This window comes from Streptomyces sp. SAS_281 (assembly GCF_052542855.1).
On record NZ_JBMNDO010000047.1, the window covers coordinates 17,181 to 34,688 of the forward strand.

Here is a 17,508-nt window from a genome sequence, read left to right on the forward strand (position 1 = left end):
GGACGTCGACCATGACCAAGACCCCATCGGACGCACCGCTCCGGATCCTGCCGTCCCGGACCGACATCACCGCGATGGTGATCAGCAGCATCGCGCTCGTCCAGGACGAGTTCGCGCAGACCGCTGCCCTCGACTACTGGGACATGTCCGCCGCCGAGCACCATCAGGTGGTGTCCTGTCTGAAGGCCGCGGCACAGGCCGACGGGGCCGCGGAGCTCCTCGATGCCCTGGACGCCGCGCTCAGCGGGCCTCTTCGGCCGGGCCCGGCCCGGAGACTCGCTGAACTGACCGAGCCGGGAATCGCGCTCGGCTGCGACACCCGAAGCACAGACGGCCCCCCGGAACGGCGGCAGGCGTGGCGCGCCCTCGCCCTGCAGGCCGTCCGTGCCGACGCCGCCAGCCGGCTCTACATGCACCTCGGCGAAATCCCCGCACAGGTGGCACCGGTCGCGGCGGCCGACGTGCCCGCGCCCGGGCCCGTCGCGCCCGGAGCCGGCCGGCCGACCGTCACGGTCGTCATCCCCTTCCGCGACAGGTCGGCGGACCGGAGCCGCCTCCGGAACCTGCTGGCCTGCCTGTCCGCCCTCGGGGACCAGTCCCTGCCGCGGGAGGAGTACCGCGTCGTCGTCGTGGAAGCCGACTCCGAACCGCGGCACGCGGAGTTGATCCGGCAACGCGCCGACCACTACCTGCACCTGCCGTGCGACGGCCACTTCAACAAGTCCTGGGCCGTGAACGCCGGAGTGGTCCAGGCCGGCGATGACGCCGGGATCATCTGCGTCCACGATGCCGACATCCTGGTCGGCCACGACTTCCTGGAGCGGAACGTCACCAGGTTCCGCTCCCCCGGCCACCAGGCGCACTGGCCGTTCCGTGACCCGCTGTGCATGGACCCGGCGTCCACGGACCTGGCGATCACTCGGCGCTGCGTCGAGGGAGCCCAGGACATCCCGTTGGGCATCATCGGCGGAGTCCGTCTCCGGCAGCCTCCCGGGCACTGCATCTGGGTGCGGAGCAGCACGTTCCACCGTGTGGGCGGGCTGGACGAGCGGTTCGAGGGCTGGGGCGGGGAGGATCTGGACTTCGCGTTCCGCCTCAACGTCGTCGTGCCAGTCGACCGGTTCGACGACGTGCTTCTCCACATGTTCCACCCCCGCCCGCAGATCACTCGGAACGGTCAGCGGTTCTATGCCGGGCGCACCTTGCTGACCTGGAGCCCGTCCGGCCCGATCGGGCAGCTGGGCGGGCCTGCGGGGTCCGTCGACGACGACCTCGCCGGGATCATGCAACTGCCGGTGGGCGGAGCCTGAACGCGCCGGGCCGCCGTCCGCCGGGCCCCGGGCCCGCCGGAGGTGGCGACGGGGCGCCTCGGCGAGGCCGGGGACCGGGCGCGGCGGCTTCCGCTCCGCTCCCGGTCCCCGGCTCCCTGCTCAAGCGCGTGTGCCGAGCAGGCGGCCCCGGTCCGCGGTCACGAGGCCGTGCACAGCCGTGGCGACCACACGGTGCCGGAAGCGCAGGGCCGCGAACGGGGTGTTACGGGAGAGGCTCTCGCCCTCGGAGGCGTCGACCTGCCAGTCGGCGTGCGGATCGACCAGGGTGAAGGTGGCGGGTTCGCCCGCCCGCAGCGGGCGGCCCGCGGTGGCCTCGATGCCGCCGATGACGGCGGGCCGGTGCGCCATGAGGGCGGCGACCAGCGCCCAGTCGGGCTCGGCGCCGTCACCCAGGACCTCGGCGACCACGGAGAGCGCGGTCTCCAGACCGATCATGCCGAACGGGGCGTGGCACCAGTCGGCGGCCTTGCGATGGGCGGGGTGCGGGGCGTGGTCCGTTGCTATCGCGTCGATCGTTCCGTCGCGAAGGCCCTGGTGGAGGGCGGTGACGTCCCGCGCGGTGCGCAGTGGGGGGTTCACCTTGTAGACGGTGTCTCCACCGACGGCGCGGGTGTCGTCGAGCAGCAGATGATGGGGCGCGACCTCGGCGGTGACCGGCCAGCCGCGCTGCTTCGCCCACCGGACGATCTCGACCGTCCCGGCGGTCGAGACGTGGCAGACGTGCAGCCTGGCACCGGTCTCACCGGCGAGGACCGCGTCGCGGGCCACTATGGTCTCCTCGGCCACGCCCGGCCAGGGCGGCAGGCCGGTGCGCTCGGCGGCGGCGCCGGCGTTGATCTGTCCCTCGCGGGCGAGGTCGCCGCACTGTGCGTGCTGGGCGATGACCGTGCCGGCGCGGGCGCTCTCGACGAGCGCGGCGCGCAGCAGGGCGGCATCGTCCACGCAGCGGCCGTCGTCGGAGAACATCCGGGCACCGGCGAGGGCCATGGCGGCGAGGGGTGCCGGGTCCCGGCCGGCCAGGTCCAGGGTGATGGCTCCTACCGGGTGGACCCGACAGGAGCCGACGCGCTCCCCGGTGCCGGCGATGTGTGCGATGCGCTCGGGCGAATCGGTGACCGGTTGGCAGTTGGCCATCGCGAAGACGTCGGAGTAGCCCCCGGCCGCTGCGGCGCGGGTGCCCGAGGCGATGGTCTCGCTGCCCCCGCCGCCGGGTTCCCTCAGGTGGGTGTGCAGGTCGACGAAGGCGGGCAGCATCACCAGCCCGGTGGCATCGATCCGACGGGCGGCGGCACCGCTTCGTCCGGTGGTGCCGATGCCGGCGATCCGGCCCTCCCGTACGAGGACCTCGGTGGGCTCGCCGCCCAGGACGCGTACGCCGTGCAGGACCGCTGTGCCGAGAGTGCCTCGATGCCGGGCCACGGCGGGGACGTTCACCGTGGTCATCGGCGGGCCTCCGAGCGGTCGAGCCGGAAGACGGGGCCGTCCTTGCAGATCAGAGGTGACTCCTCCGGGCCGCTGCGGGTGCCGGTCGCACAGCCGTGGCAGTAGCCGAGGCCGCAGGCCATGTGGGCTTCGAGCGACACCTGGACGTCGGCGTTCCACCTGGTGCCGAGGTCCCGGCACAAGTGGGCCAGGCGCTCGGATCCGCAGGTCATGATCTGCTGCGGCGGCTCGGCGTCCAGGTCGGTGGTCAGGCGCTCGCGCAGGGCTTCGACGGCGCTGGTGCCGGCGACATCGGTGACCTCGTAGAGCGCTGAGGCGCCGCATTCGCGGTACAGCTGCCCGCCGATCACCGTGTGCTCGTCCCGGCCGCTGGCGACCGCGACGACGTCGGTGCCGGTACCTGCCAGCTCCTGGGCAACGGTGGTCAGCGAGCAGGTGCCGATGCCACGGCCGACCAGCAGCACCTTCCCCGCGTCCGGTGCGAGCTGGAAGCCCTGGCCCAGCGGGCCGACGACGAGCATGCGCTCGCCCGGCCGGAAGGCGCTCAGCGCGCGGGTGCCGGCGCCCACCACGCCGTAGATGATCTCGATGGTCCCGGCCTCGGTGTCCCGGCGATAGACGGCCATCGGCCGCGGCAGCGCCGGGCCGGGTTCGCCTTCGCGGACGGCCGTGAGCATGACGAACTGTCCGGCCCGGGTCAGCCGCGCGATGCTCGGCGCCTCAAGGCGCAGATAGTGGTAACGGTCCGAGAGCAAGCGGTGCTCCAGCACCTTCGCCCGGTGCCAGGTGGGCCTCGGCCGGGTACTGCGCTCCGGGCGGATCGGCGTGAGGACCTCACGGACCGTCCTTGTCCCGGCCGTCGTGGCCGCCTTGCGTACCGGCGCTGCGGTGCTCACGCCCGGTCCTCCTTCTCGTCGCGGCGGTCGAACTGCCGGTCGAGCCCGAGCAGGCTCGCGGCCAGCACCTCGGTTCCGACCGCCAGTTCGTCGGTACTGGTCCACTCCACGGGGCTGTGGCTGATGCCGTCCCGGCTCGGCACGAAGATCATGCCGGTCGGGACCACGTGGTTGACCATCTGTGAGTCGTGGCTGGCGCCGCTGGGCAGGACGCGGTAGTCGACGCCCAGTCCGGCGCAGGTACCGGCGATCGTGTCGCGCAGCCAGCCGGGCAGGATGACGGGTGAGGCGTCGGCGAGGGTGCGTGCGGTGAACTTCACCCCGCGGTGCGTACAGGCCGCCTGCGCCCGTTCGACGATCTCCGCGGCTGCGAAGCGCTGGCGGTCGCTGTCCACGTCGCGGACGTCGACGTACAACTGGACCCGGCCGGCGATGGTGGTGATCGACCCGGGCAACGCCTCCATGCGGCCGACGGTCGCCCGAGTGCCCCGGTGCCGGGCGTCGTTGGCGATCGACTCGATCAGCAGCACGATCTCCGCGGCAGCGGTCATCGCGTCGGCCCGCAGGTGCATCGGCGTGCCGCCGGTGTGCGAGGCGCGGCCGGTGATGTCCAGCAGCAGCCGGGTGCTGCCGGAGATCAGGTCGACCACCCCGACCGGGATGCCGGTCGATTCCAGGACGCCGCCCTGTTCGATGTGGAGTTCGAGGAAGGCCGCCCAGTCCTCGGACCTCCACCGTGCTTCGGCCACATGCTCGGGTGGGAAGCCGACCGACCGCATGGCCTCGGCCAGGGTGGTGCCGTGGGCATCGCGTTTGACGTCCAGGTCCTCGGGCGCGGTGAGCCCGGCGATGATCCTGCTGCCGGTACACGCCTGGCCGAAGCGTGCGCCCTCCTCGGCGGCGAAGGCCACGAACCGGATCGGGTGGGCGTGCCGGATGTCCCGCTCCGCGTACATCCGGGCGGTCTCCATCGCGGCGACCACGCCGGCGATGCCGTCGAATCCTCCGGCGTTCGGCACGCTGTCCAGGTGCGATCCGGTTCCCAGGGCGGGGAGTCCGGCCGTGTCGCCGGCCCGCTCGGCGATGGTGTTACCGGCCGCGTCGGTCCGCACCGTCAGGCCGAGAGCGCGCATCTCGCGGGCGAACACCTCGTGGGCCCGCCGTTCCAGCGGGGTATAGGCGAGCCGGGTGACACCCGGCCCCGCCCCCGGCTCGGACAGCTCGGCGAAAGCGTCGAGCAGGGTCTGCAGGCGCTGCGGGTCCGCGCTGAGCGGGGCGGTGTCGATGGTGGGCGTACTCATACCTGTCCCCCTGTGGTGACGTGGGTGGCGAGGATCGCGCCGTCGTCCGCGGGGAACAGTGCGTGCAACGCGTGGCCCGCGCCGGCGAGTGCGGCGCCGGCGCCCTGCCCCCCGTCGATCACGGTGAAGACCCCGGCGGTACGGGCGCCGCGGGCGCGCACCAGCCGTGCGATGCGTGCGGCGCGTCCGCCGGTCGTGGTCACGGGGTCGAGGACGGCGACCTGTTCGCCGCTGTGGATCTCCCCGCGCAGCCTTGCCGGCCCGTCACCGGCCCCGGCCTCTCCCACGAGGGTGAAGGGCAGACCGGTGTGGAGTGCGACGGCGGTGGTCAGCGCGGTGCCGACGGGGTCCGAGGTGACCAGGCGGTCGACACGGACGGGCAGTTCCTCGGCCATCAGCGCGGCGACCCGGCGCAGGATCGTCGGCCGGATCTGGAACGCGAAGGGGTCGAGGGTGCCACCCGCCGAGGTGGCGGTTCCGGAGCCGGCCGTGCTCCCGCCCACGTGAGCGGCGGCCAGGATGTCGGCGCGGAGTTCGGCGCGGCGCCTGGCGGGGTCGAGGAAGACCGCCGACACGTCGGTGGCCGCGGCGAGCTCTTGGTCAAGGGTCATCGAGGGCTCCTCGTGGCGGTACGCGTCGTCCTGGTCCCGGTGGGAGCCGGCTCCTCGGGCGGCCCTCCCGCGGCCTCGTCCGCCGGGACGGGGCCCCGATCGGCGGCCGCCGGGGTGCCGGCCGGCTCGGCCGCCGCGTCCCGCCACTCGCTGGTGAAGCCCAGCCCGTCGGAGAGGGCGCGGGCGGCCGTGAGGACGGTCTGCACGGCGGTCGCGCGGACGAGCGGGTCGCGCATCCGGCCACCGGCGGCGGCGAGAGTCACGCTGGCGGCCGTCGTGCCGGTGGAGGTGAAGACCGGGGCGGCCACCGCCCAGACGCCGCGGTCGAGTTCGTCGTCGCAGACGTCGTATCCGCGGGCCCGCACCAGCGCGAGGTGTTCGAGCACCGCCTCGACCGTGGTCGGGGTGTCCGCGGTGAACGCGGTCAGCGGACGCTTCCCGACCAGGTCCTGCACGGCCCGTTCGGGCAGATGGGACAGGAGCGACCGGCCGGACGCCGCAGCGTGCAGGGGCATCTCCTGCCCGATGCGGACGAACAGCCGCAACGGGTGGCGGCCCTCGGACAGAGCGACGCACACCGCGCGGTCGCCGATGAGTTCGGTGAGGAACACCGTCTCGCCGCTGGCCTCCGCCGCGGCGGAGATCGCCGGGTGCGGAGCGAACAGCAGGGCCGACCGGTCGGCGTTCTGATCCGCGAGCCGGCGGGCTTCCTGGCCGAGGAAGAAGCGCCGGTTGGCCGGGGAGCGGGTGACGAAGTCCTGCTCGGTCAGTGTGGCGAGCACGCGGTGCAGGCTGCCGACCGGGATGTCCAGCTCTTCGTGCAGTTCCTGCAGCGTGGCGCCCCTGGTCTTCGGAGCGAGGGCACGCAACACGTTCAGCGCGCGAATGACAACTTGCACGTTCTGTCTCCAGAGAGCGGTGGGGCGGGAGGAGGTGGCCGCCGCCGGGCTCATGCGAGTTCCTGTGCACGCTGCTCGGGGATGAGGAACATGGCAGCCATATCCAGGACGTAGATCACGGTGAGCAGGCCGATCGCCATGCCGAGCCCGACCTCATCAGCGGCCATCGCCACCGCGACGGGGGCCATACCGCCCACAGCGCGCCCGATGTTGAACAGGACGTTCTGCGCGGTGGAGCGCACCGAGGTGGGGTACAGCTCGGCTATCAGCGCACCGTACCCGCCGATCATCCCGTTGGCGAACGCGCCCATGACGGCGCCGCCGACAAGCAGTGCCCACGGCGACACGAGCTGACTGTAGATCAACACCGAGACGGCGGCGCCGAATTGGAACGCCCAGAAGGACCTGCGGCGGCCGATCCGGTCGGCGAGCTGCCCGAAGACGAAGATGCCCACACCCATACCGATGACAGTGACCGCCGTCCAGGCGGACGACTTGGTGAGGCTGTAGTCGAACCGGTCGGCCAGGTACGTCGGCAGCCAGATCATGATGCCGTAGTAGCCGAAGTTCTGGACCGAGGTGAGGACCAGCACGCCGATGGTCGTGCGGGTGGTCCTGCCGTCGGCGACCAGCAGTCGCAGCGAGACCTTGGGCTTGTTCTGCTGGCTCGCCTTGTAGGCGACGAACTTCTCCGGCTCGTGCAGGCGGGAGCGGAAGACGATGGCGATCACGGCGGGCAGCGCGCCGAGCAGGAACAGCCCGCGCCAGCCCCAGAGCCCCAGCACGGGCGCCGAGACCAGAGCGGCGACCAGGACCCCGGCCTGCCAGCCCAGGCCGACCCAGGCGGTGGCCCTGGCCCGCTTCCTGGCCGGCCACGCCTCGGCGGCCAGCGTCATGCCGATACCGAACTCGCCGCCGATGCCGATACCGGCGAGGAACCGGTAGACGGCGATCTCGGCGAAGCTGTGGGCCAGCGCGGTCAGGCCGGTGAACACCGCGAAGAAGACGACCGAGTAGGTCAGCATCTTCACCCGGCCGATCCGGTCGGCCAGGATCCCGAAGACCACCCCGCCGAGCACCGCGCCGAACAGTGTGATCGTGGCCAGCGATCCGGCCTGGGTATCGCCCAGGCTCAGGTCCGCGGATATCGCCGACAGCGAGAAGCCGAGGATGAGCAGGTCGAAGCCGTCCATCGCATAGCCGAGCGAGGAGGCGACGACCGCCTTCTTGGCATACGGGCTGACCTTCTCCTCCTCTGCCGCGGTATCCGGCCGACCGGAGTCAGGCACCTGCACTGTCGCGTCGCCAACGTCGAACATGAATTCTCCCGCAGGGAATTAAGAGTGGAGTCCGCCGATGAGTTCGTTCGGACGGGCGGCGCCGAGGTCGGCGCACAGGACGGGCAGATCGCGGACGATCTCGGCCATGGCGTAGGGGTGGGTGAAGGTCGCCGTGCCGACCTGCACCGCCGTCGCCCCGGCGAGCAGGAACTCCACGACGTCGCGGGCGGTGCCGATACCCCCGCATCCGACAACGGGGATGTCGACCGCGGACGCCGCCTGCCAGACCAGCCGCAGCGCCAGCGGCTTGACCGCCGGGCCCGAGAGCCCGCCGATGCCGTTGCCGAGCACAGGGCGGCGGGATCGGATGTCGATCGCCATGCCGGGGAAGGTGTTGCAGACGGTGACCGCGGTGGCGCCCGCGTACTCCGCGGCGCGCGCCACATCACCGATGGAGGTCACGTTCGGGGTCAGTTTGACCAGGAGGGGAATGCTGGTCCGGGCGGCGATGCCCGCCACCACCCTCTCGACCGCCGCGGCGTCGGTGCCGATCGCCAGGCCGCCGTGTTCGAGGTTGGGGCAGGAAACGTTGACCTCGAACGCGTCGGCATCGGAGTCGGCCAGCTCATCGACCACCCGCCAGTACTCGTCGACGGTCAACCCGCCCACGCTCGCCACCACCGGCACACCGAAGGCCCGGTAGGCGGGCAGTACATCCCGCTTGAACCCGGCGGTGCCGGGACTCGGGATGCCCACGCTGTTCAGCATGCCGTGCGCGCTCTCGGTCAGCCGGTGGGCGGGGTTCCCCGAACGCTGGTCGGCGAACAGCGTCTTGGTCACCACGGCTCCGAGGCTGCCGACCGGCATCAGGCCGCCCAGCTCGGGGCCGAAGCAGCCGGACGCCGGCATCACCGGATTCGCCAGGGTGAGCCTGCCGATGTCGACCGTCAGGTCCATACCGGTGTCGGCGATTGCGTCGAACAGACGGTCGCGATCGTCGAGGACCAGTGGGCCGTCACAATCATCCGTCATATGGAAAAAGCTCCTCCGCGTCGTGGATGAATTGAGGATGTGTTCGGCATCCGCCTCTGTCAAGAGATTCCGATGAGATTGGTCTCCTGGGTTCCCAAAGCACTGAAAGGGCAGCTCACACCCCTATGGCTAAACGATTCCACTTCACGGGAGAACTGGATTGGGAATCTCCGCCTCACGGAAACAAAAACATCCTCAGGTGCCACGGGATGACAAAGATGCGCCGTTCCTGGCGAGCCGAGCACCGCGGCCGGGCGCAGAAATGAGTAACCGGCGCATGCCGCGTGGCATCGCCGGAGGGGACGGACAATTCATCATGTGGTGCGCAGTGGACGTTTCGTCCGAGGGCGGCGGCGACGCCGCGCTGGCATCGGGACGGAGCGCCCCGATACCAGCGCGATGGGATGCCGTCTCCAGCAGCGGGCTCAGAGGGCTTCACCGTGCTCTGCGGCAGCCACTCCGCAGAGGCCGGCCGCGCACCTCCGCCCGCCCTGTTCAGCCGTTCCGCATGTGGCGGAGGATCGACTCCGTGACCTCCTCACGGGGGGCGGTGCCATCGATGTGGACCAACTCGGCCCCGAGTTCCTCGTACGTGCGGGTGATGGACTCGATACGTTCGGCCGACCTTTCCTCGAACTGCAGCTTTCCGCCGTCGCGTTCGTGCAGGCGGCGCAGCAGTTGGTCGGTCGGAAGGCGGAGGTAGAACGCGTGGTCGGGACGTGGGATCCCCTGATTGATCGTCGCCAGGAACCGAAAATCGACGCCGCGGTGCACGAGCACGCCGAGAGTGGCGTAGATGTAGCGGTCGCAGAGCACCACGGCCCCGCGCTCCAACGCCGGATCGATCACCTCCATCACATGCCGGCGCCGGTCGGCGGCAGCCAGTAGGGCGAGGATGTACGCGGCCTCCACCGAGCCGCCCTGGTCGTGGAAGACCCGGACCTGTGGCAGCTCCCGGTACCAGTCCGTGGGCTGGCGGGTCTCCACCACTTCGCGGCCCGTGGCACGAAGGGCCTCGGCGACCCGCTCGATCTGCGTGGTCTTGCCCGATCCATCGAATCCGACGATGGATACGAGCAGTCCCTTGTCGGTGCGCTCCGGTTTGAAGAGCTCGGCCATGGCCGCGTCGTCGACCCTGCGCTCTGGCATGTTCCGTCCCTGTGCTTGTTGTGCTTGCTCTGCTTGTTGCGGATTGCTGTGGGGCAGGGTCACGGCTGTGCACTCTCGCGCAGCGTTCGCACCTCTGCCATGAAGGTGGCCACCCTTGATTCGTCCACCTGGTTTCCAGGTACTCCGTCCACCTTGAAGTAGCTGCCGACGATGAACCCGTCGGCGTGCGGGTACACGGTGGGCAGGTTCTCAGGGGTGGTGCCGGAGCCGACGTACAAGGGGCCGCTACTGGCCTTGCGCGCCGTCAGCAGGTCCTCAGGGCTGGTCTCGAGACCCGTGAGCTCGCCGGAGACGACGATGCCGTCCGCTCGCGGCGAGAGGTCCCTGACCTCGGTGGCAAGGCTGGGATAGGCCCACGGCTGGGAGTGCTTGACCCGCGCGTCGGCGAGGATCGCGACATCGCTGCCCAGGGCCCGCCGCAGACGCAGGGTCTCGTGGCTGTTGCCCGTGACGACTCCCTGCTCGGACAGAACCGCGCCGACGTGCACGTTGACGCGGATGAAGGCGGCGCCCGTCGCCGTGGCGATGGCCAGGGCCGCCGAAGCGTCGTTGCGCAGCACCGCGACGCCCGTGGGCACGGACGACATCCTGACGACTTCACGTGTGACGCCGGCGATGGTGGCGACAGTCTCCGGCGGGACGGTCTGCGGGTAGAACGGGGCGTCCCTGAAGTTCTCGACGATCAGGGCGTCCACACCGTGTCGCAGGAAGACCGCGGCATCGGCGAGCGCCGACTCGTAGATGTGGTCGACGCTACCGCCGTACCCGGGGGCCCCGGGGGTCGGCGGAAGGTGCACGCAGGCGATGACGGCCTTGTCAGGCAGGCGAAGCATGCTCAGGCCGCTCCTTCGATCTCGCGCAGCACCTCGAGGGCGGCCCGGCGGCGGTCGTGTGCGTGATGGATACGGCGCCCCAGGACCAGCAGCGATGAGCCGCCGGCCAGTGCCTCGGCATGGGTGCCGATCCGCTTGTGATCGTTACCGCTCTCGCCCGGAGACCGAGTGCCCGGCGTCACGTAGAAGAAGTCCTCCGGCAGACCGTGCTTGACCGCCTCGATCTCGGAGGGCGCGCAGACGATGCCGTCGAGGCCCGCCTCGGCGGCCAGCAGGGCCCTGCGCCCGACCTCGTCCTCGATCGTGCCGGGCACATTGAGGTCGCCGTTGAGTGTCTGCCTGTCGACACTGGTGAGCAGGGTGACGCCCACCAGCTTCGGACGCTCGACGCCCAGTTCCGCGGCCGTCCTGTCCGCCGCGGTCACCGCCGCGCGCATCATCTCGACACCGCCGCCCGTGTGCAGGGTGACGATGTGGGCGCCGAGGCTCGTCACGGCATGGCCGTAACCGGAGAGGGTGTTGGGGATGTCATGGAGTTTGAGGTCCATGAAGACCTTGACATCCCGCTCCAGGATCTCCCGGACGAGCTCGGGCCCGTGGAGCGTGAAGGCCGAGTTGAGCTTGAAGTACCCGATGAGGTCCTTCAACTCATCCACCAGGCGCAGGATCTCGCTTCGGTCGTGGAGGTCGAGGGCCAGGCACAGACGCTCGCGTGCGGTCTCGAGCGGGCGATTGGGGGATGCTGCTGTCACTTCATGTTCCTGTCTTGATGGGGGTGCCGCCGTCACGGCTGAACGCCGAGCAGGATGCTGCGATAGATCTCGGTGGCCGCGGTGAGTTGTCCGAGTTCGACGCCCTCGGTTTCGGCGTGTGAGCAGCGCGCGTCGCCGGGGCCGAAAACCAGGCTCGCCCGGCAGAACTCCGCCAGCACGCCCGCCTCACTGCCGTAGGAGAATGCCTCCGGTTCGCAGGTCCCCGCCACGTCTCTCACTACCGCGTAGAACTCGGCGACCAGCGGGTCCGCCGACGGCGCCTCGTTGGGCGGTGAGACGAAGGCCAACGGCTGGAGGGCGAAGTCCACGTGGGCCGGCAGTAGTGCGCACAGCTCACTCTCCATGCCCGTGGCGAACTCCTCGCCGGTCGTCCCCGGCAGGAAGCGGGCGTCGAAGGCGACGGTCACTTCCGCCGCGCTGAGATTCATCCCGCCGGAGCTGTCCAGCCGGGTGACCGTCACGGTGGGGGAACCCAGCGAGGAGTGACCGGGACGGGCGCCCAGGGCCGTATTCAATCGGCCGACGGCGGCGACCAGTTCGGCCGCGCAGGAGACGGCGGTGACGTCAGCGGGATAGGCCGCGTGGCAGGGGGGCCCGCTTACCAGGAACGTGCCGCGGACGATGCCCTTCTGCGCAGCGACGGGGGCCAGCAGGGTGGGCTCGCCGGTGATGCCCAGGGTGGGGCGCATACCGTGCTCGGCCAGACCGCGAACGCCGCGCAGAAGGCACTCCTCGTCGACGGTGGCGGCCAGATACGCCTCACGCCTGTTCGGCTCGGCCGCGGCCTGGAGGAAGGCGGTCATCATGGCCGCCAGCGACCCCTTGGCGTCCGCGCTGCCTCGTCCGTACAGCGTGCGTCCGTCACCGACCGGTTCGTACGCCGCGCGCGGGCCGCCCGCCGGATAGGTGTCCATGTGGGCGCTGAGCAGGACGACGTTGTCGTCGGCCTCTCCCGCGCGGGGCAGCCTGGCGATCACGTTGCACCGGCCGGCGGATATCTCCTGGGTGTGGACCTCGACGCCCGCCGTCCGCAGCCGTTCCGCCACGAAGGCGGCCACGTCCCGCTCGTCCGGGACACCTTCGGACCCCGGCAGCAGCGGATTGACGCTCGGGATCGCGATCAGCTCACGCAGCAGCTGCTCCGCATCGGTGGGGCCACCGAACAGCCCGGGATGGCTGCGTGCTGCCCGCTCACAGGTCTGCTGGAAGGCGGTGAACACCTCGTTGCCGAGGTCGGTGAAGACCTTGTCCGCGTGCGGCTCGATCAAGCGCAGGTCGCGTTGGTGCCGGGCAGCCACAGAGCGCAGGTGCTCTTCGAAGGAGGGGCGCTCATCGGCAAGGTCCGGACCGCCATCCAGGGCGCCGAGAACGATCTGGTATTCCATGTGCTCCGTGAACAGCCCGTGGAAGGCGTCGTACACATTCCGCGGGTCCTCCTGCCCGATGATCTCCGCGAGAGGGGCTTCGGGGTCCACGCGGAAGAAGTCACCACGGTGGAGGGTCGCCTCGCTGAAGAGCACGTGGCCCCCCTGGTGGACGAGTTCCTCGACGAAGTAGTCGGCGCCCGCTCCCTCGGGAACGTTGAGAAAGATCATGCCGTGCATGCCCAGAGCCGCGAACGACTCCGCCGTCGGGTGCCGGAAGAGCAGGACCGCCCGCAGGGACTCGACGAGGGCCTGGTGGTACCCAGGGCTCACGGCCGCGATCACTTCGAGTGCGCGCCCGATCTGCGGCAGGTACGCGCTGCCATCGCTGACGACGGTCAGTTCCTCGGGTTCGTCGATGTACATCTCGAGGAACGTCCGCAACAGAGGGTCGAGCCGCTCGGCGAGCTCGATGCGGGTACCCGGAACGAAACCGGCCGGCTCGATCGCGTACGTCTCGTCGCCGCCCTCCAGTTCGAGCGCACCGGTCTCCGACACGCGGTGGACGGAGAGTGCGACGGAGCGGCGCCCGGTCGCGTACCGCCCGAGGCCGGGGAGATGGACCACGCCTTCGTCATCCGTGAGGACGGAGAATTCGGTCCCTTCGCCCGGTGTGCCGGCGAGAAGAAGCTGGTCGGCCGTCATGGAGGGAAATCCACCGAGTACCAGCTGGCTGTAGAGCCTTGGTTCGTAGAAGGCGTGCAGCGGTGCCACAGGGATGGCTTTGCTGTGCGGCTCCTGCTGCGCCGCCAGTGCTCGCACGGTCTCGGCGAGTTCCTCGCGCGCGGCGCGTCGCCTGACGCCGAGCAATCCTTCGAAGTCCATGTGTCCAGGTGCCGTCATCGACGCAGCCCTCTCAGGTCTTGTTCTCGCGCAAAGTCGTGGCGGCTGCCGTGCCGCCGGCTATCGGCTCCCACAGCTGCCGCACGGCAGCCTGGGCGACTTCTTCATGAGCTGGCACATGCACGAAGGCTGCCCCTCCAGAATTGCCCGACCCGCCGCAGAACCCTCACTCGTGACGTGTTTGCATGTCATCTGAAGTCCTTACCTGAGCAACGGCCTTCGAAGCGGGCTCCTGGCATTCGCCCCCGCAGAAGCGTGCCGGACCGCGTGGAGATGGGCCACCCCCGAAGGGTGACACAAAGTCTCCAGGCACTTTCGTGCCACATGAGTTCACGGCAAGAACATGCCAGGCTTATTCGTGCCACGCGAATTGAGTAGCACTCACGGATTCGGAGTGGGACGCTTCATCTCGGCGGTTCCAGAATATCCAGTCGGTTCGGAACCGCTTTCTGACCGCGTATGCCACCAGGCATACCAATCGATTCGGAGATTAACCATGAACGTGAACTCTGATGTCCTGCGCCAGCTGTCGACCGGTGCCGTGAAGCGCGGCTGCCAGAACTGCAAGTAAGGTAGTCGGACGGCGGCGGCTTCGCGTACAGCGCCGCCGCCGTCCACTGCACAAGGCGACCTGCGGCGCGGCTACAGCAGCCGGCGCTCGGCGACGCGTTGCCCCAGCTGGAATCTGCTTTGCGCGTTGAGACACTGCGAGAGCTTGGTGAGCATCCGGCGCTCGGTCCGCAGCGAGATGCCCATCCTCCTCGCCGCGGCTTCATCCGTGAGCCCCTCCCCGAGCAGGTGGAGTAGTTCGAGGTGCTGCGGCGAAAGCGCCTCGTCGCCACGCGTTGCCGCACTGAGCGGGACGGCCGAGAACCAGACGGTCTCGAAGAACGAGACCAGGATGGCGACCATGGCGGGTTCCTCGATGACGAGTGCCTCGCGCAACGGGTCTTCGCTGTTCAGTTGGACCAAGGCCGTCCGGCGGTCCGCAATGCGGAGAGAGATGGAGAGTTCCGGCACCGTTCGGTACTCCGCGGGGCGCTGCGCCGGCTCCGGCGACTGCCCCTCCGGCCCCCGGGCTCGGCATACACGCTCGGGGCACACAGCCCGTACCTCGATCGGGCGGGACAACATCGTCTCCGTCAGCGGTTCGGACATCGGCCCGTCCCCCTCCCCCGGCGGCCCGTCCGGGGCAAGCACCATCAGTTCCCGTTCGGTGACCGACATCAACTGCCGAGTGCGCATACGCACGGTGGCGGCTCCATGGATGCGCTCGACGCCCATGCCCCGAGCGGCCGCGAACTGCACCATGTAGTGGTCGACCATCGAGCCCAGTTGCACACGGGTCTCCTCCAGCGCCAGTTGCTGTCGGGCGATGTCGCCCTGCTTTCTGGCCAGCAGCGCCTGGAAGCCGAGTTGCGGGCTGACCGGGTGTATGTCCCCGGCCCTCTCCCAGGAGTTGTGAATGAGTGCGAGGTCGGAGAGTGTGCGCAGGGCCTGGCGGAACTCTCCCTGGCCGATCTGCAGGCTGGCCTGGAGATCGTCGACCCGCACTCCGGGGCGTCGCAGTATCGCTCGGTAGACGGTGTCCGTGGCACCCTCGAGCTCCCAGAGCTGCGGCATCATCTCTTCGGCGGAATCCGACGTAGCAACAGCGGGCTGCATGATGCCTCTTTCAGCGGAGAACGGATGACCGTGGTGTGGCGCCGCTTGGCGCAGGCGTCCAGCGCGGCCGGTGGTCACCATGCCTGGCGCAGGAGTGGCGCCTGGACGATGCCCGTGATCATCGCCCAAGCGTTCTGGGAGCGCTCCCATCACATGGGGTTCGCTGAGACGGGTCATGCCTCGGCTTCCGAGGTCCTTGCCGGCCCTTCGGCCTCCCGGCCGTCCGCGTCGAGCAGGCAGACCGCCGGCACCCCGAGGTGGTGCGCTGCCGGGCTCTCGAACACCGAGGCCACAGCCACGACTTCGGCCGAACGCTTTCGGACGATCGCCGTAAGTGCCTTCAGGTACTTCTCGTTGGTCCAGGCGGTGGCGAACAGGACGACGCGCGCCCCGGCGGGGATCTCGTTGGAGAGAGCGGCGATTCCCGCGAGTTCGTCCGCGCGGACCACTGCGGCGCCCAGCTCCCGGGCGACGACGTGACCGAGCACGCTGTCGTCACTGGAGTTCCAGAAGGCAAGGGTGGTGGGACAGCACGGACGCAGGGCCTCGCAGAGCGCTGTACCGACGAGCTCCACCGCGCTCAGGGAGACTGTCGTGTTCAATGTCGGTCCGTAGACGTCGGATGCCGTGCCCAACTCCCGGACGGCCTCGGCGACGGTGGCGTTCGGGCCGGATGCGTTACTCATGAGGAGTTCCTCTCTCCATTCAGTGCGGGGATCGGGGGAAGGCTCATCGAGACTCCTTCGCAGGGAGGTGGTTCGTGGACGTCGCCCCTGGCAGCTCCCAGGGATCTTCCCGAGGCGTGGCCGGGTGCTTCGGCTCCTGGCGGAGCTGCGTCGACCGAGCGGGCACGCCCGCGATGTCCGGCCTCCCCCCGCTGAAGCCGAGTTCGGCCGAGAGGTCGTGGGCCGCAGCCTGGATGGTCCGCAAAGCCTCGGCGCGGGCCCGCTCATCACGCATCCGGCCGCCCGCCGCCGTGAGTGTCACGCTCGCGGCAACCGAACCTGTGGAGGTGAAGATCGGTGACGAAACGGCCCACACACACCGGTCGAGCTCGTCGTCGCACACGTCGTACCCACGCGTCCTCACCAACGCCAGGTGAGCGAGTACTTCTTCGACGGTCCGGGGCGTCTCCTCCGTGAACGCCACGAGATCGTGCTTGCCCAGCAGTCTCCGCACCACGGGGTCGGGGCAGTAGGCCAGGATCGACCGGCTGGACGCGGCAGCGTGCAGCGGCATCTCCTGACCGATGCGAACGAACAGCCGCAGGGGGTGGCGCCCTTCGGACAGGGCGACACACACTGCCCTGTCGCCGATGAGTTCCGTGAGAAAGACGGTCTCCCCACTCGCCTCAGCCGCTGCGACCACCGCGTGGTGCGGGGTGACCAGAAGGGCGGACCGGTGCTGGTTCCCCTCGGCTAGCTGGTGGGCGACGGGGCCGAGGAAGTAGCGGCGGTTCATCGCGGAGCGGGTGACGAACGCCTCTGCCGCCAGCGTGGCGAGCAGCCGGTGCAGGCTTCCTGTCGGGATGCCCAGTTCATTGTGCAGCTCCTGCAGCGTGGCGCCCTTGGGCTTGGCCGCCACGGCCCGCAGCACTTCTAGCGCTCGAACCACAACTTGCATGGAGGTCTCCTTAGTGCAACTGCTATCGGCTGGGCTGCGCGACGTGGCCGGTGGCGCGGCGGTCAGGTGGTATCAGCAGCCTCGTGGCCATGTCGATCACATAGCTGGTGGCAAGCGGAGTTCCCGACCGACCGCGGAGAGCGCGAAGGACGGCATCAGCAGAGGTAAGCCGCCCCTCGCGTGCCGATAGGACGAGGCGAAGACCACGTTCTCTCCGGACGGGCTGACGGGCGCGGGACGCGGCGAACCCGCCACGGCCATCGCATCGGCCCCGTCGTTCATCGGGAAGGCGTCGGCCCCTCGCATACGTTCTCCTGTGGCGGCGGAGGCGATGGATGTCGGCGACGTGGACGGCGCCGAGCGCGGCATGCCTCGTCGAGTGTG

15 protein-coding genes are annotated in these 17,508 nt (G+C 70.0%); 1 reads left to right on the forward strand and 14 read right to left on the reverse strand.

Annotated features, from left to right (window positions below):
- The first annotated feature begins 11 nt into the window (after positions 1 to 11).
- On the forward strand, positions 12 to 1,310 hold the full coding sequence (locus ACN6LM_RS19260; protein ID WP_445066623.1) for a glycosyltransferase: 1,299 nt from the start codon (positions 12 to 14) through the stop codon (positions 1,308 to 1,310).
- A 120-nt stretch (positions 1,311 to 1,430) separates the two neighbouring features.
- On the opposite strand, the gene ACN6LM_RS19265 is transcribed toward ACN6LM_RS19260, so the two are convergent.
- From ACN6LM_RS19265 to ACN6LM_RS19330, 14 genes are all read right to left on the reverse strand, one after another.
- Positions 1,431 to 2,774, reverse strand: a complete 1,344-nt coding sequence (locus tag ACN6LM_RS19265; protein WP_445066624.1) for a dihydroorotase — start codon at positions 2,772 to 2,774, stop codon at positions 1,431 to 1,433.
- Entirely contained in the window at positions 2,771 to 3,670 is a 900-nt protein-coding gene (locus ACN6LM_RS19270) for an iron-sulfur cluster-binding protein (protein ID WP_445066625.1), read from the reverse strand. The genes ACN6LM_RS19265 and ACN6LM_RS19270 overlap by 4 nt, the downstream gene beginning before the upstream one ends.
- A complete protein-coding gene (locus ACN6LM_RS19275) occupies positions 3,667 to 4,971 on the reverse strand; it encodes a Zn-dependent hydrolase (protein WP_445066626.1) in 1,305 nt (434 codons plus the stop codon). The genes ACN6LM_RS19270 and ACN6LM_RS19275 overlap by 4 nt, the downstream gene beginning before the upstream one ends.
- A complete protein-coding gene (locus ACN6LM_RS19280) occupies positions 4,968 to 5,582 on the reverse strand; it encodes a hypothetical protein (RefSeq protein ID WP_445066627.1) in 615 nt (204 codons plus the stop codon). Before ACN6LM_RS19280 ends, ACN6LM_RS19275 begins: the two co-directional genes overlap by 4 nt.
- Positions 5,579 to 6,481 (reverse strand): IclR family transcriptional regulator, encoded by a 903-nt coding sequence (locus ACN6LM_RS19285; protein ID WP_445066628.1) that lies wholly within the window; start codon positions 6,479 to 6,481, stop codon positions 5,579 to 5,581. The genes ACN6LM_RS19280 and ACN6LM_RS19285 overlap by 4 nt, the downstream gene beginning before the upstream one ends.
- Positions 6,482 to 6,531: 50 nt before the next feature.
- The gene (locus ACN6LM_RS19290; protein WP_445066629.1) at positions 6,532 to 7,800 is read right to left on the reverse strand and encodes an MFS transporter; all 1,269 of its coding nucleotides are present in this window, start codon (positions 7,798 to 7,800) and stop codon (positions 6,532 to 6,534) included.
- Positions 7,801 to 7,818: 18 nt separating this feature from the next.
- Positions 7,819 to 8,793, reverse strand: a complete 975-nt coding sequence (locus ACN6LM_RS19295; RefSeq protein WP_445066630.1) for a dihydroorotate dehydrogenase — start codon at positions 8,791 to 8,793, stop codon at positions 7,819 to 7,821.
- Positions 8,794 to 9,288: 495 nt separating this feature from the next.
- Positions 9,289 to 9,942, reverse strand: coding sequence for a dTMP kinase (gene tmk / locus ACN6LM_RS19300; protein ID WP_445066631.1), 654 nt, complete (start codon positions 9,940 to 9,942; stop codon positions 9,289 to 9,291).
- A gap of 59 nt (positions 9,943 to 10,001) precedes the next feature.
- Positions 10,002 to 10,796: a BtpA/SgcQ family protein gene (locus tag ACN6LM_RS19305; RefSeq protein WP_445066632.1), complete on the reverse strand. Its 795-nt coding sequence runs from the start codon at positions 10,794 to 10,796 to the stop codon at positions 10,002 to 10,004.
- A gap of 2 nt (positions 10,797 to 10,798) precedes the next feature.
- Positions 10,799 to 11,548, reverse strand: coding sequence for an orotidine-5'-phosphate decarboxylase (gene pyrF, locus ACN6LM_RS19310; RefSeq protein WP_445066633.1), 750 nt, complete (start codon positions 11,546 to 11,548; stop codon positions 10,799 to 10,801).
- Positions 11,549 to 11,580: 32 nt separating this feature from the next.
- Positions 11,581 to 13,818, reverse strand: a complete 2,238-nt coding sequence (locus tag ACN6LM_RS19315; protein ID WP_445066634.1) for a M20 family metallopeptidase — start codon at positions 13,816 to 13,818, stop codon at positions 11,581 to 11,583.
- Positions 13,819 to 14,478: 660 nt separating this feature from the next.
- A complete protein-coding gene (locus ACN6LM_RS19320; protein WP_445066635.1) occupies positions 14,479 to 15,501 on the reverse strand; it encodes a TrmB family transcriptional regulator in 1,023 nt (340 codons plus the stop codon).
- A 173-nt stretch (positions 15,502 to 15,674) separates the two neighbouring features.
- Complete coding sequence (locus tag ACN6LM_RS19325; protein WP_445066636.1) at positions 15,675 to 16,187, reverse strand: hypothetical protein; 513 nt, start codon at positions 16,185 to 16,187, stop codon at positions 15,675 to 15,677.
- A gap of 43 nt (positions 16,188 to 16,230) precedes the next feature.
- Positions 16,231 to 17,124 (reverse strand): IclR family transcriptional regulator, encoded by an 894-nt coding sequence (locus ACN6LM_RS19330; protein WP_445066637.1) that lies wholly within the window; start codon positions 17,122 to 17,124, stop codon positions 16,231 to 16,233.
- Positions 17,125 to 17,508: the final 384 nt, after the last annotated feature.